At 67.7% G+C, this 19,899-nt stretch carries 20 protein-coding genes; 9 read left to right on the forward strand and 11 right to left on the reverse strand.

The genetic code is table 11. The annotated features are described in order from the left end of the window. Positions 1-1,187 precede the first annotated feature (1,187 nt). The 8 genes from MKD50_RS14400 to MKD50_RS14435 all read right to left on the reverse strand — a co-directional run bounded on the left by MKD50_RS14400 (position 1,188) and on the right by MKD50_RS14435 (position 10,868). Positions 1,188-1,385: a hypothetical protein gene (locus MKD50_RS14400; RefSeq protein ID WP_240071916.1), complete on the reverse strand. Its 198-nt coding sequence runs from the start codon at positions 1,383-1,385 to the stop codon at positions 1,188-1,190. A 182-nt stretch (positions 1,386-1,567) separates the two neighbouring features. Beyond that, positions 1,568-1,915, reverse strand: coding sequence for a CREC-EF hand family protein (locus MKD50_RS14405; RefSeq protein WP_240071915.1), 348 nt, complete (start codon positions 1,913-1,915; stop codon positions 1,568-1,570). Between the two features lie 195 nt (positions 1,916-2,110). After that, the gene (locus MKD50_RS14410) at positions 2,111-3,610 is read right to left on the reverse strand and encodes a tripartite tricarboxylate transporter permease (RefSeq protein ID WP_252667403.1); all 1,500 of its coding nucleotides are present in this window, start codon (positions 3,608-3,610) and stop codon (positions 2,111-2,113) included. 12 nt (positions 3,611-3,622) lie between these two features. Then, entirely contained in the window at positions 3,623-4,129 is a 507-nt protein-coding gene (locus MKD50_RS14415) for a tripartite tricarboxylate transporter TctB family protein (protein ID WP_252667404.1), read from the reverse strand. 71 nt (positions 4,130-4,200) lie between these two features. Beyond that, complete coding sequence (locus MKD50_RS14420; RefSeq protein WP_240071912.1) at positions 4,201-5,196, reverse strand: Bug family tripartite tricarboxylate transporter substrate binding protein; 996 nt, start codon at positions 5,194-5,196, stop codon at positions 4,201-4,203. A gap of 82 nt (positions 5,197-5,278) precedes the next feature. Next, the gene (locus MKD50_RS14425) at positions 5,279-6,445 is read right to left on the reverse strand and encodes a DSD1 family PLP-dependent enzyme (RefSeq protein WP_240071911.1); all 1,167 of its coding nucleotides are present in this window, start codon (positions 6,443-6,445) and stop codon (positions 5,279-5,281) included. After that, positions 6,438-9,482 (reverse strand): FAD-binding and (Fe-S)-binding domain-containing protein, encoded by a 3,045-nt coding sequence (locus MKD50_RS14430; RefSeq protein ID WP_252667405.1) that lies wholly within the window; start codon positions 9,480-9,482, stop codon positions 6,438-6,440. Before MKD50_RS14430 ends, MKD50_RS14425 begins: the two co-directional genes overlap by 8 nt. Positions 9,483-9,647: 165 nt before the next feature. Further along, the gene (locus tag MKD50_RS14435; protein WP_115700073.1) at positions 9,648-10,868 is read right to left on the reverse strand and encodes a pyridoxal-phosphate-dependent aminotransferase family protein; all 1,221 of its coding nucleotides are present in this window, start codon (positions 10,866-10,868) and stop codon (positions 9,648-9,650) included. 170 nt (positions 10,869-11,038) lie between these two features. On the opposite strand from MKD50_RS14435, the gene MKD50_RS14440 reads away from it, so the two are divergent. The 5 genes from MKD50_RS14440 to MKD50_RS14460 all read left to right on the forward strand — a co-directional run bounded on the left by MKD50_RS14440 (position 11,039) and on the right by MKD50_RS14460 (position 15,311). After that, complete coding sequence (locus MKD50_RS14440) at positions 11,039-11,773, forward strand: GntR family transcriptional regulator (protein ID WP_252667406.1); 735 nt, start codon at positions 11,039-11,041, stop codon at positions 11,771-11,773. A gap of 123 nt (positions 11,774-11,896) precedes the next feature. After that, entirely contained in the window at positions 11,897-12,181 is a 285-nt protein-coding gene (locus MKD50_RS14445) for a CppA family protein (RefSeq protein ID WP_252667407.1), read from the forward strand. A 127-nt stretch (positions 12,182-12,308) separates the two neighbouring features. Further along, the gene (locus tag MKD50_RS14450; RefSeq protein WP_252667408.1) at positions 12,309-13,412 is read left to right on the forward strand and encodes a malate/lactate/ureidoglycolate dehydrogenase; all 1,104 of its coding nucleotides are present in this window, start codon (positions 12,309-12,311) and stop codon (positions 13,410-13,412) included. A 76-nt stretch (positions 13,413-13,488) separates the two neighbouring features. Beyond that, positions 13,489-14,424 carry a 2-hydroxy-3-oxopropionate reductase gene (locus MKD50_RS14455; protein WP_115700069.1) on the forward strand — a complete coding sequence of 312 codons (936 nt, stop codon included), beginning with the start codon at positions 13,489-13,491 and terminating at the stop codon, positions 14,422-14,424. 17 nt (positions 14,425-14,441) lie between these two features. Beyond that, the gene (locus tag MKD50_RS14460) at positions 14,442-15,311 is read left to right on the forward strand and encodes a DMT family transporter (RefSeq protein WP_252667409.1); all 870 of its coding nucleotides are present in this window, start codon (positions 14,442-14,444) and stop codon (positions 15,309-15,311) included. Here the strand turns inward: MKD50_RS14460 and MKD50_RS14465 are convergent. Both MKD50_RS14465 and MKD50_RS14470 read right to left on the reverse strand, forming a co-directional pair. After that, entirely contained in the window at positions 15,308-15,844 is a 537-nt protein-coding gene (locus MKD50_RS14465; protein WP_252667410.1) for a flavin reductase family protein, read from the reverse strand. The two genes, MKD50_RS14460 and MKD50_RS14465, sit on opposite strands and share 4 nt — an antisense overlap. Before the next feature lie 42 nt (positions 15,845-15,886). After that, a complete protein-coding gene (locus tag MKD50_RS14470; RefSeq protein WP_240071906.1) occupies positions 15,887-17,065 on the reverse strand; it encodes an acyl-CoA dehydrogenase family protein in 1,179 nt (392 codons plus the stop codon). Positions 17,066-17,212: 147 nt separating this feature from the next. On the opposite strand from MKD50_RS14470, the gene MKD50_RS14475 reads away from it, so the two are divergent. Beyond that, on the forward strand, positions 17,213-18,199 hold the full coding sequence (locus MKD50_RS14475) for an AraC family transcriptional regulator (RefSeq protein WP_018004821.1): 987 nt from the start codon (positions 17,213-17,215) through the stop codon (positions 18,197-18,199). A 61-nt stretch (positions 18,200-18,260) separates the two neighbouring features. Here the strand turns inward: MKD50_RS14475 and MKD50_RS14480 are convergent, their stop codons facing one another. Beyond that, complete coding sequence (locus MKD50_RS14480) at positions 18,261-18,404, reverse strand: entericidin A/B family lipoprotein (RefSeq protein WP_012355598.1); 144 nt, start codon at positions 18,402-18,404, stop codon at positions 18,261-18,263. Between the two features lie 314 nt (positions 18,405-18,718). On the opposite strand from MKD50_RS14480, the gene MKD50_RS14485 reads away from it, so the two are divergent. The 3 genes from MKD50_RS14485 to MKD50_RS14495 all read left to right on the forward strand — a co-directional run bounded on the left by MKD50_RS14485 (position 18,719) and on the right by MKD50_RS14495 (position 19,890). After that, the gene (locus MKD50_RS14485; RefSeq protein ID WP_115700065.1) at positions 18,719-18,991 is read left to right on the forward strand and encodes a DUF2188 domain-containing protein; all 273 of its coding nucleotides are present in this window, start codon (positions 18,719-18,721) and stop codon (positions 18,989-18,991) included. Positions 18,992-19,197: 206 nt separating this feature from the next. Then, positions 19,198-19,395 (forward strand): hypothetical protein, encoded by a 198-nt coding sequence (locus tag MKD50_RS14490; protein ID WP_115700064.1) that lies wholly within the window; start codon positions 19,198-19,200, stop codon positions 19,393-19,395. Between the two features lie 156 nt (positions 19,396-19,551). Then, positions 19,552-19,890, forward strand: coding sequence for a hypothetical protein (locus MKD50_RS14495; RefSeq protein WP_371925347.1), 339 nt, complete (start codon positions 19,552-19,554; stop codon positions 19,888-19,890). The last annotated feature ends 9 nt before the right edge of the window (positions 19,891-19,899 follow it).

Consider the following 19,899-nt stretch of genomic DNA (forward strand, 5'->3'; position numbering starts at 1 on the left):
TGGGGCGTTTGCGCGAATGCCGCCAAATGCGTTGTGCGATCCGCCAGCCCAGTCGCACCGACAGCGCCAAGCGAGCGCAGCGACGCGTCCCGTGCCAGGGCCCCTGCCGTGCGATAGGGCCGGCGCGCAGCGCAGCCGTAGGCGTTCCTACGGCAAGGCCGGCAGCAGGGACCACTCCGCGCTCTGGGCTCGTTCAACCAACACTTCAACGCCCCACCCACCGTGGTGCACCCCTGCGGCAGGCAGTCCAGCTATGTGAGGAAGCCCAGCCCCGTACGAAAGCCCCCGGGCCCACTACGATAAGCATGCCGCCCGCAGGGCAATCAACGCGCTTTTTGGTTACTTTTTGGCGCTCGGCCAAAAAGTGACCCGCCCAGCAGGGCGGAACCACGCGGTTCAAAAGCCGACAGCATGTCACCAACAGCAACCACTCAAATCCCACCCCCGAAGCGAGCCGACCGCAATCCCAGTCAACCATGCCACCAACCCTTCTACATCAAGAAGTCGGCAACTCCTCTTCCAACACCCGTTCCAACTGCGCCTTCACCAACCCCAATAAGCAAAACGCCCCAAAAGTCCCGCTGCCACTGCCAAAAGACTGTACCGCGCCGTTGATAGATCGATTTCCGACATAGGACCCTCCAATCGTTACCTGAAGGTCCACCGCACAACGCTAGCGGAGGGCGGCGGGCCTGACGACGAGGGTGGAAGACCGATGCAAACACCAAGCCGGCCAGCCTTGCGGCTGCCTCGTGTCGGCCCGCCATGGATGACAAGCGCGTATGCGGAGACAGGCGGCGTCGAAGACGCCGACCTGTGGTGCTTGCAGTTCGGGCTTCCACGCCCGGCCACCGTTGTGTGCGATGACCGTGTCAGTCTCCCGCATCAAAGTCAGGAACTCGATAGGACAGTTCCCATTCCTGCGCGGACGCAGCATCGTGCCGTCGCTGCGCCCGCTCGCAAATAGTCGATCTCCGAAACAATTCCGCAAGACCTGCCGTGGATGGTGAAGCGGCGTGAATCTGCAGTCGTGACTTCGTGGATGCTCCTGCCCTCTCCCCCAACCCTTGCATGTTCTCGGAACGTTGTTCTGAACGCATGCAGGGAGAGTAGCGACCCGCGGGCCTGACGACGAGGATGGATGGCCGAAAGCTGCGTGAAGACAATGAAGCGCGACTACGTCGCCTTCATGCCCGCGACAGCGCTTCCTTGCATTCAACGGTGGCGACATCGCCGATCCTGAATTGATCAACGTTTCCGGCTTCTTCACCAATCACCTGATCGGCATCGGCGATCTGATATGAATGTTTTGGGCTTATAAATGAAATTATTAGTTTGTGGTACGCGCGCCACGTGTTTGGTCGCTCGTTGGTTTCGGGCAACAAGTCGTACTACTACGTTTGCGGGTTTAGTGAAGCGTGGCAGGCCGCGCGTAAACCGCTGCTGACCAATCGCGGCTCGCTGTGGCGATGACCTGACGGAGTGTCCTTTTCCAGGAGCGAGCGGTACTGCACCTTACCGCCCGCTCCGTCACCTTATAAGGTCTGAACCTGAGCGTATCAGTCCTTTAGTTCCAGATCGGATCTTCCTTCTGCATCTGATCCTTGGTCTTCTTCATCCAGTACGAACCGATCTGGCGTTCCGTGACAGACCCCTTCTTTTTGGCGTCAATCTTGTCGAAATTCGCGTAGACCTGGGGCATGCCTGCCTGCGCTTCATCGCGGGTCAGCTTGCCGTCGTGGTTGGCATCGGCCGCCTTGAATCGCTCCGCAATCAAGGCCTTGGCTTGTGCCGTAGTCGGTGGTGCTTTGGGAACCTCGCCTTGGGATCCTTGAGCCGACTGGGCGCCCGCTCCTAGAGAAGTGAGTGCCATCAGGACTGCGAAACCAACTGCCGGCAATTTGCGTACGGTCATGTCGCTCTCCTCAAGTCATAGTGTTGTTTGGAGCCGTGGAACAGGAAGGCCTGCTGGCCGAATATCCCGTGAGCCCTGGCTCGCTCAGTATTCTACGTGCTGTACGGGGCATCACGAGTAGGGGGAATCCGCTATCACAACGCCGCCAACGCGTTCCCAGAACATACTGGCCCGCCAAGCACGGCGACCCGACCTTCAGGCAACCCCCTTCCTCCCCCGCATCCTCAAATCACTAACCACCGGCCACACCAGCACAAAAACCGCCAGCCCCATGATCGTCCCCACCAGCCCGTTCGACCAGAACACATCCAGCGCCCCGGACGACACCAGCATGGTCTGGCGGAAGGCGTCCTCGGCCCGATCCCCCAGCACCAGCGCCAGCACCATCGGCGCCAACGGATAATCCAGCTTCTTCAACACATACCCGACCACGCCGAAGCCCAGCATCAGCCAGACATCGAACAACGCGCCGTTCACGGTGTATGCGCCGATCGCGCAGATCACCAGGATCAGCGGCGCGATGATCGAGAACGGGATGCGCAAGATCGCCGCGAACAGCGGCACCGTCGACAGCACCACGATCAGCCCGACGATATTGCCGAGGTACATGCTGGCGATCAGCCCCCATACGAACGGCCCCTGCTCGGCGAACAGCAGCGGCCCCGGCTGCAGGCCCCAGATCATCAGGCCGCCCAGCAGCACCGCCGCGGTGGCGGATCCCGGAATGCCCAGCGCCAGCATCGGCAGCAGCGCGCTGGTGCCGGCCGCGTGCGCGGCGGTCTCGGGGGCGACCACCCCTTCGACATGGCCCTGCCCGAACGAATCGGGATCCTTCGCCATGCGCTTGGCCACGCCATAGCCCATGAACGACGCCGCGGTGGCGCCGCCCGGGGTGATGCCCAGCCAGCAGCCGATCACCGACGAGCGCAGCACGGTCAGCCAGTAGCGCGGCAGCTCGGCCCAGGTCTTCAACACCACCTTCAGGTCGATGCGGGCCTGCTTGCCGCGGAAGGCCACGCCCTCTTCCATCGTCATCAGGATCTCGCTGATGCCGAACAGGCCGATTACCGCCACCAGGAAGTCGAAGCCGCGCAGCAGCTCGGTGGAGCCGAAGGTCATGCGCAGCGTGCCCGAGACCGTGTCCATGCCGACCGCGGCCAGCACGAAGCCCAGGCACATCGCGATCAGGATCTTGGGCTTGGACTCCTTGCCCATGCCGACGAAGCTGCAGAAGGTCAGCAGGTACACCGCGAAGAACTCGGGCGGGCCGAAGCGCAGCGCGAACTTTGCCACCAGTGGCGCCAGGAAGGTGATCAGCAGCACGCCGGCCAGTGCCCCCAGGCACGAGCCGGTGAAGGCCGAGGTCAGGGCCTTGCCGGCCTCGCCGCGCTGCGCCATCGGGTAGCCGTCGAAGGTGGTGGCCACCGACCAGGCTTCGCCCGGAATATTGAACAGGATCGAGGTAATCGCGCCGCCGAACAATGCGCCCCAGTAGATGCAGGACAGCATGATGATGGCCGACACCGGGTCCATCGAGAACGTCAGCGGCAGCAGGATTGCCACGCCGTTGGGCCCGCCCAGGCCGGGCAGCACGCCCACCACGATGCCAAGCAGGATGCCGACGAACATCAGGCCGACGTTCTGCCACGACAGCGCCACGGCGAAGCCGCCCATCAATGCATTGAGTTCATCCATGATCCGCCCTCCCTAGTAGCCCAGCGCCGCTTCGAGCGGGCCTTTGGGCAGCGGTACGCGGAACTGGATCTCGAAGATCCAGAACAGCAAGGCATTGATGCCGACGCCGATCAGTGCGGCCTTCCACCACGCCGCCTTGCCCACCCACACCATGAAGCCGGCGATGAAGGCCGCCGACGCGACGTAGATGCCGAGCAGCCCGATCAGTCCGACATACACGGTCAGAGGCACCAGGATCACGCCCACCTGCCGCAGTTGCTGCCACGTCGCGAACACGGCGGTGCGGTCCCCGCGCAGCGCCTGCATGCCCACCAGCACGCTGCAGACCAGGATGATGATCCCGACCCGCATCGGGAAATAGCCCGCTTCCGGCCCGTCCGGTGCCCAGCCGGCACCGATGCCGTAGTTGCTCCAGATCACCACCAGCGCGCCGGCCAGCAGGCCCAGCGCCACCGCCAGTTCGACCGCCTTGACCGAGATGCCGGCGCCCGCATGCGCCGTTTCCTGTTGTGAATCCATGTTGTCCCCCGCCTTGCTTCAGGCCATCGGCTGCGCCGCCCGGCGCAGCCCGTTGGTGATCCGCGCCAGCGTCAGCGCGCGGCGACGAAGCCGGCCTCCTTGATGATGTCGCGGTGCGCGGCTTCGTCGCGCGCCAGGAAGTCGGTCAGCGCCTTGCCGGTCAGGAACTCGTTCTTCAGCGCGCTCTTCTCCAGGTATTCCTTCCACTCCGGCGTGGCCACGATCTTCTGCATCAGGTCCACGTAGTACTTCTGCTGTTCGGGGGTCACGCCGCCCGGCATCATGAACACGCGCAGCATCTGGTATTGAACGTCGAGGCCCTGCTCCTTGCAGGTCGGCACGTCATGCCAGCTCTGGGTCTGCGTGACCTTGCCGTGGTAGGCCATGCGCTCCGGCGCGAACACGCACAGCGCGCGATGCTCGCCGGCGCGCCACTGGCCGATCGATTCGGACGGGTTGTTGACGTTGGCATCGATATGCTGGCCCGACAACTGCGTGGCGGCCTCGCCGCCGCCCTTGTACGGCACGTAGATGAAGCGGGTGCCGGTCTTCTTCTGCACCAGCGCGCTTATGATCTGGTCTTCGCGCTTGGAACTGGTGCCGCCGACCTTGATCTTGCCCGCGCTGGCCCTGGATGCGTCGATAAACTGGGCGACGGTCTTGTACGGGGCCGCGGCATTGGTCCACAGCACGAACTCGTCCTGCGCAATCATCGCCACCGGGGTCAGGTCGCGCCAGCTGAACGGCAGGTGGCTGACCATCGGCACCGTGTACAGCGCCGACGAGGCCACCAGCAGCTTGTGCGGGTTGCCCTGCGATGCCTTGGTATCCATCAGCCCTTCGGCGCCGCTGGCACCCGCCTTGTTCAGCACGATCACCGGCTGGCTCATCAGCTTGTGCTTGGCGATGATGCCCTGGATCGACCGCGCCATCTGGTCCGAGGCGCCACCGGCGCTGAACGGCACCACGATCTCGACCGGCTTGGCCGGCTCCCATGCCCATGCGCTGAGGCAGGCCGTGGCACCCAGCACGGCCGCCAGGGTCTTCCTGACTGTGTTGCGTTGCATCGTTGGTCTCCTTTGGCTTTGACTACCCGGTGCCGCTGGTTGCGGCTCTTCTCTCTACATTTTCCTGCGCTGCCACGCGGCATCAGCGGCTCAGGCCGCGCGCCGCGATGTCCCACAGCTCGGCCACGTGCCCGTCGCGGCAGCACACGTATTGCGCGTGCAGGTTCGCGGTGGGATCACAGTGGCCGGGCACCAGCCATAGCTTGCTGCCCAGCAGTGCGCGGCCGTCTTCGTCCAGCAGCTGCAGCACGCCGTGCTCGTCGTTGGCCGCGATATAGCGCAGCCACTCGCTGCCCGGGCCGGACCACACGCGCGGCAGGCCGGAATCCACCGCGAGCGACTTCAGGCCCGCATCGCACACCGCCACGCCGGCGCGCGCGGTGCTCATCACGGTGGTCGCCAGGAACAGGCCGTGCCGGGGCTGGAAGCGCCCGGGCCATTCGCTGGCGCCATAGTGGCCGTCCAGGAACACGTAGCTGCCGGGCTGGATCTCGGTATAGACGCCGCTTTCGCAATCGAACTCCGCGGTGCCGCTGCCGCCGCCGGTGATGACCGGGCAGGCGATGCCGCGGGCATGCAGGTGCGCCACATAGGCGCCCGCCTGTTCGGCGGCGCGCCGGGCCGCGTCGCGGCGCTGCGTCCAGTGCGCCAGGTGCTGGGCGCCGCCGTGATACGCCTGCAGCCCGCCGAAACGCAGCGACGACGCCGCGCCGATGGCATCGGCCAGCCGGCTCAGCGCTTCGGGGCTGTCGACACCACAACGCCCCTGCCCGACATCGGCTTCCGCCAGCACCGTGATGCGCACCCCGCCGGCCGCCGCGGCGGCGGCAATCGCGGCGACCTGGCGCACGTCGTCCACGCACACGCTCAGGTCCACATGGCGGGCCAGTTCTACCGCCATCGCCAGCTTGTCGGCGCCGACGAACTCATTGCTGATATGGATGCTGGCAATGCCGGCGGCGGCAAACGGATAGGCCTCGCTGAGCTTCTGGCAGCAGATGCCCGCCGCGCCGGCGGCAAGCTGCCGCTGCGCGATCGCGACCGACTTGTGCGCCTTGGCATGCGGGCGCAGCGCCACGCCACCGGCATCGGCCAGCGCCTGCATCCGTGCCACGTTCTGGTCGAAGGCATCGAGGTCGACCAGCAGCGCCGGCGTGCCCACGTCCTCGACGCGATCGCCGATCCTTGCCGGCGCCGGCGGCTGCAGGCGGGCACGGTCGAGCACCGGATTGCGCATCGGCTCAGTCATGGCGGCTGCCCTCCAGCGCCATCGCCAGCACTCTTGCCACATGCATCGCCTCGGCCTGCGCGCCGTCGCGGATCTGGTGGCGGCAACTGGTGCCGTCCGCGACCACGAGGGCATCGGCGCTGCGCCGGCGCACTGCCGGCAGCAGCGACAGCTCGGCCATCGCCTGCGACGCTTCGAAATGCTCGGCCTCATAGCCGAAGCTGCCGGCCATGCCGCAGCACGACGACTCCACCGGCGCCACCTTCAGGCCCGGAATCCACCCCAGCACCGTCTGCACCGGCGTGAAGGCATCGAACGCCTTCTGGTGGCAGTGCCCGTGCACGATGGCCTCGGACACCCGCAGCGGCTGCAGCGGCAGCGCCAGCCGACCCGCCTGACGCTCGCGCACCAGGAATTCCTCGAACAGGAACGACAGGCTGGCCAGCTGGCGCGCCTCGTCGCCATAGCCGTAGCCCAGGAATTCGTCGCGCAGCGACAGCAGGCACGACGGTTCCAGGCCGACCACCGGCACGCCGCGCTCCACGAACGGGCGAAGTGTATCGAGCAGGCGCCGCGCCTCGGCCTTCGCCTGGTCGACCAGGCCCGCGGCCAGGAAGGTCCGGCCGCAGCACAGCGGGCGTTCGCCTGCGCGGGTGTTGAAGTGCACGGTATAGCCCGCCGCTTCCAGCACGGCTTGCGCGGCGCGCGCATTGTCGGGCTCCATGTAGTTGCTGAAGGTATCGACGAAGAGCAGCACTTCGCGGCCATCGGCCTTGCTGCTTGCATCAGTGCCCGCGCTGCGGCGGTCCGCCAGGAACGGCGCGGTGAAGCGCGGCAGCGACCGCTGCGGGGCAAATCCCAGCACGCGCTTGATCCAGCCGGAGACCCCCGGCAGGCTGTCGGCCAGCGCCAGCAGGCCCGGCACGCGGCTCGCCGCCGGCGCATAGCGAGGCAGGAATGCGACCATGCGCTCGCGCAGGCTGATGCCGTGCCGGCTGGTCCAGGCGTGGCGCGCCTCGATCTTGAACTTCGCCATGTCGACGCCGGTCGGGCAGTCGCGCTTGCAGCCTTTGCACGAGACGCACAGGTCCAGTGCCTCCTTCACTTCGGCGCTGGCCAGCCCGTCGCTGCCGAGCTGCCCGGTCAGCGCCAGCCGCAGCGTGTTGGCGCGGCCGCGCGTCACGTGCTGCTCGTCCTTGGTCACGCGATAGCTGGGGCACATGGTGCCAGCGTCGAACTTGCGGCAGTGGCCGTTGTTGTTGCACATTTCCACGGCCGACGCGAGGCCATGCGTGGCGGTATCGTTGCCCGTGCCCGGGGCGGTCTCGGCGCCAGTCATCGGGTCGCGCCGCACGTTCCACGCCGACCAGTCCAGCGCCGGGGTCAGCGGCAGCGCGGCGTAGCCGGGCGCAAAGCGGAAGTTCTCGCGCGCGTCCATGCGGGGCGGGCGCACGATCTTGTCGGGATTGAAGCGGTTGTCCGGATCGAACAGCGCCTTGATCTCGCTGAACGCGGCGTTGATGCGCGGGCCGTACTGCCAGGCCACCCACTCGCCGCGGCACAGGCCATCGCCGTGCTCGCCGGAATACGCGCCCTTGTATTCGCGCACCAGCTCGGCCGCCTCTTCCGCGATCTCGCGCATCCGCAGCGCGCCGTCGCGGCGCATGTCCAGGATCGGCCGCACGTGCAGCGTGCCGACGCTGGCGTGGGCGTACCACGTGCCCTCGGTCTCGTGCTTGTGGAAGACCTCGGTCAAGCGCCGTGTGTATTCGGCCAGGTGCTCGAGCGGCACCGCGCAATCTTCGATGAACGAGACCGGCTTGCCGTCGCCCTTCATGCTCATCATGATGTTCAGGCCGGCCTTGCGCACGTCCCACAGCGCCTTCTGCGCCTTCTCCTCCGGCATCTTCACCACCGAGCCCGGCAGGCCCAGGTCGGCCATCAGCTCGGCCAGCCGGTCCAGTTGCGCCAGCAGCGCCTGGCGGTCGTCGCCGGCGAATTCCACCAGCAGGATGGCCTGCGGATCGCCGGCCAGCGCACGCTCGACCACCGGGCGGAAGGCGGGATTTTCCATCGACAGGTCGATCATGGTGCGGTCGACCAGTTCCACCGCCACCGGTTGCAGCGTGACGATATGCTGCGTCAGGTCCATCGCCTGGTAGAAGGTGGGGAAGTTGACCACGCCCAGCACCTTGTGCGCCGGCAGCGGCGCCAGCTTGAGCGTGAGCTGGCGGCTGCAGGCCAGCGTGCCTTCGGAGCCGACCAGGATATGCGCGAGGTTGGCGTGGCCGTCGTCGGTATAGGCGCGCGGGTTCTGGCAGTCGAACAGGTCGATGTTGTAGCCGGCGACGCGGCGCAGCACCTTGGGCATGCGCTCGGCGATCTCGCCGCGCTCGCGCGTGGCGATGCGCTGCAGCCCATGAAGGATGCCCTCGGTGCGTCCTGCCGCCACTGGTTGCGCCAGAGAACCGAAGTGGCAATCGCTGCCGTCCGCCAGCACGGCATCGATGGCCAGCACGTTATGAACCATGTTGCCGTAGGCAATCGAGCGCGAGCCGCACGAATTGTTGCCGGCCATGCCGCCGATGGTGCATTGCGCCGCCGTGGAAACGTCCACCGGGAACCACAGCCCGTGCGGCTTGAGCCAGGCGTTCAGGTGGTCCAGCACGATGCCGGGCTCCACCGTCACCGTGCGCGCGCCGGCATCGAAGGCGACCACGTTGTTGAGCCACTTGCTGGTGTCGATGACCAGCGCCTCGCCCACGGTCTGGCCGCACTGGCTGGTGCCGGCGCCGCGGGCCAGCACCGGCACCCGCTGGTCGCGCGCGATGTCGAGCGCGCGCACCAGGTCGGCCTGGTCGCGCGGCACCACCACGCCAACCGGCATGATCTGGTAGATAGAAGCATCGGTGGCATAGCGGCCGCGGGCGGCGCGGTCGAACAGCACGTCGCCGCGCAGTTCCTTGCGCAGCAGCGCCGACAACGGCGAGGTGGCCCGGTGCTGCGCGGGCACCAGGTGGATCGGCTTGACCAGCAGGGAAGACGAAGTCATGTTCATGGCATGCAAGAAACAAGGGCCGCGCGCCCGCGGCGATGCATGCGGCCGCCTGCGGTGGGCGCATGTCGTGGGTGATGCCTTGGCAAGAAAATCAGGCAGGCGGCGGACCGTGCCGCGCCTGCCATGGCCTGCGCGGCTCGGTCGGCTGCGCTTGGTTGGCTGCGCTCAGGCGGCGGCCTTGAGCACCGGCTTGTCGGCGTGCGCGGCCAGCGAAGCCATCGCCGCGGCTACGCCGCTGCCGGCAAGCGGCACGCCTGCCAGCTTCAGCCCCATCTCGCAACCGGCGAGCGTCGCCATCAGGGTCAGGTCATTGCAATCGCCGAGATGGCCGATGCGGAACATGCGGCCGCGCATCTTGCCCAGCGCCTGCCCCAGCGACATGTCAAAGCGCTCGTAGATGAGCTTGCGCACCGCATCGGCGTCGACGCCGTCGGGCATCATCACGCCGGTCAGCACCGGGCTGTACACCGCCGGGTCGGCGCACTGGATCTGCAGGCCCCAGGCGCGCACGGCCTGGCGTGTCGCCTCCGCCAGCCGCTGGTGGCGGGCGAAGACCTGTTCCAGGCCCTCGCCCAGGATCATGTCAAGCGCTTCGGACAGGCCGTACAGCAGGTTGGTGTTGGGCGTGTACGGCCAGTAGCCGTTCTTGTTCGATTCGATGATCTCGGCCCAACCCCAGAACGCGCGCGGCAGCCGGGCGTGCTGGCTGGCGGCGATCGCCCTCGGCGAGAGCGCGTTGAAGCTGATCCCCGGCGGCAGCATCAGGCCCTTCTGCGAGCCCGACACGGTCACGTCGACGCCCCACTCGTCATGGCGATAGTCGGCCGAACCCAGGCCCGAGATCGTGTCCACCAGCAGCAGCGCCGGGTGCCCGGCGGCATCGATGGCGCGGCGCACCGCGGCGATATCCGAGGTCACGCCGGTCGAGGTCTCGTTGTGCACTACACAGACCGCGCGAATCGCATGGCCGCTGTCCTCGCGCAAGCGCGCCTCGATCATGTCCGCCTGCACCCCGCGGCGCCAGCCCTCGATGCCGGGCAGGCCCAGGAATTCCGGCCGCAGGCCCAGCGCCTCGGCCATCTTCTTCCACAGGGTGGCGAAATGCCCCGTCTCGAACATCAGCACGTGGTCGCCCGGGCTGAGCGTGTTGGTCAGCGCCGCTTCCCAGGCACCGGTGCCAGACGCCGGGTAGATGATCACCGGATGCCGGGTCTTGAAGATTTCCTTGATGCCGGCCAGCACCTTGCGGCCGAGTGCGCCGAACTCCGGGCCACGGTGGTCAATGGTCGGATAGCTCATCGCGCGCAGGATTCGGTCCGGCACCGGGCTCGGGCCCGGGATCTGCAGAAAGTGGCGGCCAGAGGGATGGAAATCGAGGTGAATCATGGAAATCGTGCCTCCTTGTTGTTTTATGAATTTTGAATGCAATCGACTATAGCAGAGCGATGGATGTGCTCCAAGGCAAAATTTGCGGCACGTTGTGATGGTTAACCCGAATTTTGAAGCCAGAAAGCGAGATGCAGTAAAATTCGCGCCAAGTAGATAGAGGACATTGAATGCAAAACTCATATAACGATAACCAGACGTCGGGCGTTGCCGAGCACGTTGCGCCCTCGCTGGCGCGCCTGGCACGCCCGCGCCTGCACGACACGGTGGTCGAACACCTGCGCCAATTCATCGTCGAAGGCGTGTTTGCGCCGGGCACCAAGCTCAATGAACGCGAGCTGTGCGAGACCCTGGGCATCTCGCGGACGCCGCTGCGCGAGGCGCTCAAGGTGCTGGCGGCCGAAGGCCTGATCGATCTTCTGCCCAACCGCGGCGCCAGCATCTCGCGCATGACCGAGGCCGAAGTCAGGGAGAGCTTCGAGCTGATGAGCGGGCTGGAGGCGTTTTCCGGCGAACTGGCCTGCGAGCGCATCACTGCGGCGGAACTGGCGCAGATCAAGGCGCTGCACTACGCGATGCTGGCTTGCCGCGCCCGGAACGACCTGCCGGGCTACTACAGCCGCAACCAGGAGATCCACGACCGGATTAACGAGGCCGCGCGCAACGGCGCGCTGCGGCAGACCTACCAGTCGATCAACCGCCGCCTGCAGGCGCTGCGCTTCCGCTCCAACCAGCAAAGCGGCAAGTGGGACGACGCGGTCGAAGACCACGAGGAGATGATCCAGGCGCTGGAAGCCCGCGACGGCAAGCGGCTGGCGGCGGTACTGAAGCGCCACTTGCTGGAGAAGCGCGACGCGGTGCTGCCCCTGGTATCGGGCGACGCCACTGGCACAAGAATCTTCTGAAAGCGGGGTACGCGTAACCGCAGCGCAGCGTTTTACCGTGCCGGGGCCGGATTTTTCTTGCCTCCATGCGCGAATACTGTATATATTTACAGTACCTGTATGGATGAACAGTGGAGCCCCGGCATGGAACACCTGATCCGCGTGCAAAACGACTATGACCGCCAGGTGCTGGCCTGGCTGCGCGGCCGCATCGGCGATGCCGCCCTGCAGAGCGCGGTGCATCGGCTGGCGAGCCCGCGCAAGCCCTATCTGTCCACGATCTGCCGCAGCCTTGGCATCCGCCCGCCCAACCGGCGCCAGTTCGCCGCCGAGACCGCACGCATCCACCGCGCGGTGGGCGACAGCTACCTGGCCCGCATCAGGGAAATCCTGGCAACAGCCCCGGTGCACGAGGCCTCGCGCCAGTAGGCATTTGCCGATCACCGGCCACGCGCGGATCATCGGGCGCGTGCCGGTCGTATCATGAAAGCCCCGTTGCCATCACCCGGCAACGGGGCTTTGTGTTTCACAACGTATTCCTCCCTCCAAGGTCGACATGAGCGAACTCCGCATTCCCACCCGCGCCCTGCACCAGTGGGTCACCGGTCTCTGGCTTGCCGCCGGCAGCAGCACCCGGGAAGCGCAGCTGACGGCCGACCATCTCGTCGGCGCCAACCTGAGCGGGCATGACTCCCACGGCGTCGGCATGATCCCGCGCTATGTGCTGGCGTGGCAGGCGAACGAGCTGCAGCTCAACCAGCAGGTCAGCGTGCTGCAGGACGCCGGCAGCCTGCTCAGCCTGGACGGCAACCGCGGCATGGGGCAGGCCGTGACGGCGCAAGCCATGGAGATGGCCATCGCCCGCGCCCGCGAGCACGGCGTCTGCGTGATGGGGCTGCGCCAGTCGCACCACCTCGGGCGCGTGGGCCACTGGGCCGAGCAGGCCACGGCGGCGGGCCTGATCTCGATCCACTTCGTCAACGTGCTGTCCAAGCCGATCGTGGCGCCCCACGGCGGCTACGACGCGCGCTACGGCACCAATCCGTTCACCATCGGCGTGCCGATGGCCGCCGAGCCGCCGCTGGTGCTGGACTTCGCCACCAGCGCCATCGCCCTGGGCAAGGTGCGCGTGGCCCATAACAAGGGCGTGCCGGTGGGGGACGGCTGCCTGCTCGATGCGCAGGGCGAGCCCACCACCGATGCCGCCGTGATGTACCCGCCCGCCGACACGCCGCAAGGCGCCTTGCGGCCCTTCGGCGAGCACAAGGGCCACGTGCTGGCGGTGATGTGCGAACTGCTCGGCGCCGCGGTCACGGGCGGCCATACCATCCGCCCGGAAACGCTGCGGCACGAGCATGCGGTCTGGAACAACATGCTGGCGATCGTGTTCGATCCCGCGCGGCTCGGCACCAGCACTTCGTTCGGACATGAAGTCGCGGCCTTCGCCGACTGGATGAAAAGCGCGCGGCGGCAGCCCGGGCAGACCGGCATCCAGCTGCCCGGCGAACCGGAGCGCGCCTTCCGCGCGGCGCGCGCGGAGCAGATCCCGATCGATGCCGGCACGCTGGCGCAACTGGACGACGCCGCGGCGCGCGTGGCGGCGGCGCGGGCCAGCGCGCATCCCGCGCCTGGTCCGCTGTCGGCGCTGGCGCGCGGGTGACTATCATCAGGTATGCGCCCGGCGCGGTGCACCGCGCACTCCCGGGTTGACGCCTGAACCCCTACCGGACACTGACATGAGCAAGATCGGCTTTATCGGGCTTGGCGTGATGGGCAAGCCCATGGTGCGGCACCTGGTCGACGGCGGGCATGCCGTGTCCGCCCATAGCCGCAGCGGCGTGCCGCAAGACCTGCAGGATGCCGGCGTGAAGCCCTGTGCCAGCGCCGAGGACGTGGCCAGGCAGTCGGAGACCATCATCCTGATGCTGCCCGACACGCCCGACGTGGAGAAGGTGCTGTTCGGCGAGCGCGGCGTCGCCGACGGGCTGGCCGATACCGCGGGCGGCGTCACGGTGATCGACATGAGCTCGATCTCGCCGATCGCCACGCGCGAGTTCGCGCGCTGCATCGAGGCGATTGGCGCGGACTATGTCGACGCGCCGGTGTCGGGCGGCGAAGTCGGTGCCAGGGCCGGCACCTTGTCGATCATGGCCGGCGGCAAGCAGGAGGTGTTCGACCGCGTGCTGCCCATCCTGCAGCTGATGGGCAAGAACATCACGCGCGTGGGCGCGGCCGGCGACGGCCAGGTGGCGAAGGTGGCCAACCAGGTGATCGTGGCGCTCACCATCGAGGCGGTTGGCGAGGCACTGGTGCTGGCGGCCCGCGCCGGCGCCGATCCGGCCCGCGTGCGCGAGGCGCTGATGGGCGGCTTTGCCAGTTCGCGCATCCTGGAAGTGCATGGCGAACGGATGATCCGCCGCACCTTCGACCCGGGTTTTCGCATCGCGCTGCACCAGAAGGACCTGGAGCTGGCGCTGTCGACCGCGCGCGAGCTGGGCGTGGGCCTCCCCAATACGGCGTCGTGCCAGCAGCTGTTCAATGTCTGCAACGGGCTGGGCGGCGCGGCCTGGGACCATTCCGGACTGGTCCGGGCGATCGAGCATTTGTCTTCATTCGCCCTCGGCGACTCCGACGAGACCGGCGCGAGCGGCGACGCAAGGTCCGCCGGCTAAGCGCAAGACCGGCCCGCATGCCGCAGGCAAACACCACGCTGCTGACCGCGCTGGCGATGCTGGCGTTCGCCGGAAATTCGCTGCTGTGCCGGCTGGCGCTGAAAGGCACCACCATCGACGCCGGCACCTTCACACTGGCACGCGTCGCGGCCGCGGCCGCAGTGTTGTGGCTGATCGTGATGGCGCGGCGGCAGGCCCGACGCCCCGGCGTGGGCGCCATGACGCTGGGCGGCAACTGGATATCGGCGCTGGCCCTGTTCTGCTATGCCGCGGCGTTCTCGTTCGCGTATGAGCGCCTGAGCGCCGGCACCGGCGCGTTGCTGCTGTTCGCCGCGGTGCAGGCCACCATGACCGGCTACGGGCTCTACGCGGGCGAGCCGCTGCGCGCGCAGCAGTGGATCGGCCTGGCGCTCGCGCTGACCGGCCTGGTGTGGCTGATGCTGCCGAGCGTGGCGACGCCGCCGCTGGCCTCATCGCTGCTGATGATTGCGGCGGGCATCGCCTGGGGCGTTTATTCGCTGCGTGGCAAGCGCGCGGCGGATCCGGTCGAGACCACCGCCGGCAACTTCGTGCGCGCCGTGCCCATGGCGCTGGCGCTGGGCGCCGCGATCCAGGCGCACCGCTCGCTGGATGCGCCGGGGCTCGCCTATGCGGTGGTATCCGGCGCGATCACCTCGGGGCTTGGGTACGTGATCTGGTACGCCGCGGTGCCGCGCCTGCGCGCGGCTACCGCGGCCACCGTGCAGCTGAGCGTGCCGGTCATCGCCGCGGCAGGCGGCACCGCGTGGCTCGGCGAGGCCCCGACCTTGCGGCTGGCGCTGAGCGCGGCGGCGGTGCTGGGCGGCATCGCGCTGGTGATCCTGGGCAAGCGGGCCGAGCGCGCCTAGCCCGCGCGGGGTACGCGCGCGTCGGCAAAGCCGCCGCCATGGAACACCAGTGGCGTGCCCGGCGCCGCGCCATAGGCCACCACTTCCACGACGAACAGCACATGGTCACCCACCGTGCGCACCGAGCGGTGCCGGCAGATAAAGTAGGCCAGCGTGCCGTCGATCAGCACCGTGCCGCACGGGCCGGGGCGATGGGCGATGCCGGCGAAGCGATCGCCGGCACGCGACGCAAAGCGCCGGCACACCTCAAGCTGGGCGCTGCCCAGCACGTTGATGGCGTGGCAGGGCGCGGCGCGCAACACCGGCAGGCTGCCTGAGCTTCGCGCCAGGCACCACAGCAGCAACGGCGGCGCCAGCGACACGGAAGCGAACGCATTGATGGTCACGCCGACCGGGCGGCCATCGGCGCCAGCGGCGGTGACCACGGTCACGCCGGTGGCAAACTGCCCCAGCGCATCGCGCATCGCGCAAGGCGCGGCGCGCCGCGCCATCGTGGCCGATGGCGCAGGCGTCTTCGCCCTGGCCGCTGTCATTGCAGGCCTCGGTGTCGTAGGAAAGCTGGGCCAGGGCGGACATCATTGCGCTGCCGTGCGCACCTCGCCGGTCGGCGCATCGATATCGAGCCCCAGCGCCATGCGTCCGGCGTACTCCTGCTGGGCCCCGGCCTGCAGCGGATGGAAGCGCGCGCCCTGCGCATCGCGGAAGCGCCGCTCCAGCCCGGCATCGCGATAGAAGCCCGCGCCCCCAGCCAGGTCCATCGCCGCTTCCACGGTCGCCAGCACCGCGCGCGCCGCCAGCGTGCGGGCGCTCATGATGCGGTTGGTAGTGATCGCGCCAGGTGCGTGGCCGGCGGCCGCCGCGAACATCGCATCGAGCGCCAGCTGCGCGGCATCCGCTTCATTGCACAGCCGTCCCGCGGCCTCGACCGCATGCGCGTTCAGGCGCCGCTGGCGCGCCAGCTGCAGCGCGATATCCCGCGCGGCCTCGGCGATGCCGACGTAGACGGCGTAGATCAGCGGCAACGCGATCATCGCCACCGTATGCATCATCGGATGCCACACGCCTTGCGGACGGCGCGCGGCAACGGCGGTGTCGGGCACCAGCACGCCTTCCAGCATGACATCGTGCGAGCCAGTGCCGCGCATGCCCAGCGTGTGCCAGTTCGACAGCACGCGCACGCCCGGCGTCTTCATCGGCAGCGCGAAATGCAGCACGGTGGGACCGGCCTCCGGGTCGTCATAGACCGCGCAGGTCATGAACAGGTCAGCCACCGGCGCGCCGCTGGCGAAGATCTTGCGCGCGTCGACGCGATAGCCGCCGTCGACGCGCGTAGCCTTGCCGCTGCCTTGCAGCCAGTCGGAGCCGCCGCTGCCGAGCAACACCAGCTGCTCGGCGCCGACGCGCTTGAGCAGGCCCTCCACCGGCGCTTGCTGATTGCGCCAGCGCCATGCGGCCGTGGCCACCGGATGCGTATGCATGGCAAAGGCCAGCGCGGTCGAGCCGCAGTACTTGCCCAGTTCGCGCAGCACCGCGCCAAGCTCCTGGTGCGACAGCCCGGCGCCGCCCAGCTCCTGCGGCACCGCCGCGGCAAAGAAGCGGTGCGCGCGCAGGTCGTCATAGTTGGCATTGACGAACTGCTCGCTCGCGTCGATCTCGGGCGCGCGGCCATCGAAGGTGCGGCCCAGCGTGGCGGCAAGGCCAATCCAGTCGGCCTGCGCGCCGGCGCTGGCATCCGCTGCGGAAAGGGTTTCCATAGTGTTGTCTCCGTCCGGTTATGGTGCGTGTCCCGCGCCGTTGTACGGCCACGGGCACGGTGCTAGTATCGGAGCCCGGTCCCCTCGCCCGTATGATCGGGCGTCCGGCTTTCTTGCGCGAAACCCCGGATCTGGAGGAATGTGGCCATGGATGCCTTGTCCGACCTCTTGCGCGCCGTGCAACTGAGCGGTGCCGTGTTCCTGAACGGCGAATTCAAATCACCGTGGTGCCTGATCAGTGAAGCCGATGCTGAATTGCGCGCCGCGTTCCTGCCGCGCGCCGACCGCGTGGTCTCGTATCACCTGATCACCGAAGGTATCTGCTGGGCGCGCCTGGTCGACGACACCGGCCCCGGGGTGCGCGTCGAAGCCGGCGAGCTGCTGGTGGTGCCGCAGGGCGAGCCGCATGTGCTTGGCAGCGACCTCCACCTGCAGCCCTTGCCTTCTGCGCCGCTGGTGTATGACCTGCTGCGCAACAGTCCCGGCGAAGTCATGCGGGTCTCGTACGGCGGCGGCGGCGAACACACGCGCATGGTCTGCGGCTTTCTCGGTTTCGACGACACCATGGGCAATCCGCTGCTGACGTCGTTGCCGCGGCTGTTCAAGGTGGGCCTTGGCAGCGGGCTGGAATCAGCGTGGCTGGCGTCGGCGCTGGCCTTCGCCACCTCGGAAGCGGCGGAACCGCGCGCCGGCAGCGCCACCGTGCTGGCCAAGCTGTCGGAACTGCTCTTCGTGCAGGCGGTGCGGCGCTGCATCGACACCCTGCCGGCCAATGAAAGCGGCTGGCTCGCCGCGCTGCGCGACCGCTACGTGGCGCGTGCGCTGTCGCGCATGCATGCGCGGCCGGCCTATCCCTGGACTGTCGACGAACTGGCCGGCAACGTAGGGCTGTCGCGCTCGGCGCTGGCGCAGCGCTTCACCGACCTGCTGGGGCAGCCGCCGATGCAGTACCTTGCGCACTGGCGCCTGCGCACCGCCGCGGCCGAGCTGCGCAGCGGCAACCGCTCGATCAGCGAGGTCGCCGGCGCGGTCGGCTATGACTCCGAGGCGGCCTTCAGCCGGGCCTTCAAGCGTGAATTCGGATTGCCGCCGGCCAGCTGGCGCCGCAACTGCACCGAAGCGGCGCACGCATGAATGAAAACGGCCCGCGCCTGGGGCACGGGCCGTCGACTTGCCACAGGGGGCCGCCAGCGTCTTACATCTTCTGCTTGGTGCTTTCCGCCGCGCCCTGCACCTTCTCGCCGCCGCGCTCGATATCCTTGCCGGCACCAGCCATGGTGTTGCAACCTGTGACCAGCAGCATGCCAGCGAGGGCAAACAGTGCGTATAGCTTTCTCATGATGATCTCCTTGCTTCGTGTGGATGCGGCATGCGCCGCCAGGATGGAAGAGCTCGGAATGGCTTGACCGGGCAGCCTGTTGCCCAACCGGCAATTGGATCGTAGCAATCCGTGGCGGGACGAAAAGTCGGCATTCGTCCTACCACGATGTCAGCAGAACGCGCGACATGCCACGGCGGCATGCCGCACTACGGCGGTGCCAAGCGCGGCATGCCGGCTGGTCCCGAATATGCTTGTAGGACTGCGCCCGATAGCCCGCGGCCGCGGGATCCTTTAAAACCTCAATGTCACTGCCAGCCATCACGGAGAACACCATGACGTCACGCAGCATCCACGTGCTTCCCGCCGCGACCGGCGACTCCGAATACGCCAGCGAGGGGGAATGGGCGCTTACCATCGAGGGCCTGGAAAGCGGCCCCGACGACGCGGCCGTGCACTTCCCGACGCAGGAAGCCGCCATTGCCGCCGGATGGATGCGTGCCCGCGAGGACGGCGTCTCGCTGTGCATCCATGGCCGCGACGGCCTGGTGCGTGAACGCAAGATCTACTGCCGCGATGCCCGCGGCAATACCCGCCTCGGCCACTAGCGCTGACTCGGCTGGCCCGCCCCTCGCGTGCCGGCTGCCTCGCCATCATTGCCTCGCGTGCCCGCTGACACCGCGGGCCGCAGGAGTTCATTGCGCCAGATGCATTGAGTCATCCAAGTGTCGCGCATCTTCTGCTGAAAACCTCGGGTCGACCGCCAATACTGGAGTCAGGCCACAGGCCGACGACCAGACCACCGAGACCCGTCATGCGTTTTCTTCTCCGATACCGTCCGCTGGACATCTATCCCGACCCGCTCGACGCCAGGGTGGCGGAATTGCACGATCTTGCCGAAGACATCCAGGATCGCCACGCCCGCAAGTGGCGCCGGCATGGCTCCATGCTGACCCCGCATGACGGCGCGCCGCCCAGCTTTCCCACCGGCGACCCGAAAACAAGGCACTGATGCACCATGGCGACGACGTTCGCCTTTCCTTGCAGGAATGTGAACAAGTGTCATATCGGGTTGGCAAGACCATGACCCCTGCTGAAAAATGGTTATCCGCAGGCAAGGGACCCGATCGGCGGGTTCGCTGCCGCACCATTTTTCTGACGCAGCGACATGAATCGAACCACCCGGGAATGCGTGATGGCGTTGATTTCCAGCCTGCGTGCCAACGGGCCCATGCCCAGGCACCGGCTTGCCACCGCCAGCCGCCTGAGCGCCGCGGAACTGACCCGCGCGCTCAAATCCGCCCGCCAGATGGGCGTCGTGGCCTATGACGGCGAGCCCGACCTGCCAGCCGAGGCCGAAACTCCGCTGGTGCTGACCGGCCGGCCGTTACCGCCGCCCCGGCGCGTCACTCCCGCGCCGCGCGACAACACCCCGCACTTCGAACCGCTGCTGGATGTCTGGGGCATCGCCCGGCCCGCCACGCTGCGGCGCGGACACGCTTCCTGACACGCTCCA

It is taken from the genome of Cupriavidus mimosae, from assembly GCF_023952485.1.
Taxonomy (GTDB): Bacteria; Pseudomonadota; Gammaproteobacteria; order Burkholderiales; family Burkholderiaceae; genus Cupriavidus; species Cupriavidus taiwanensis_C.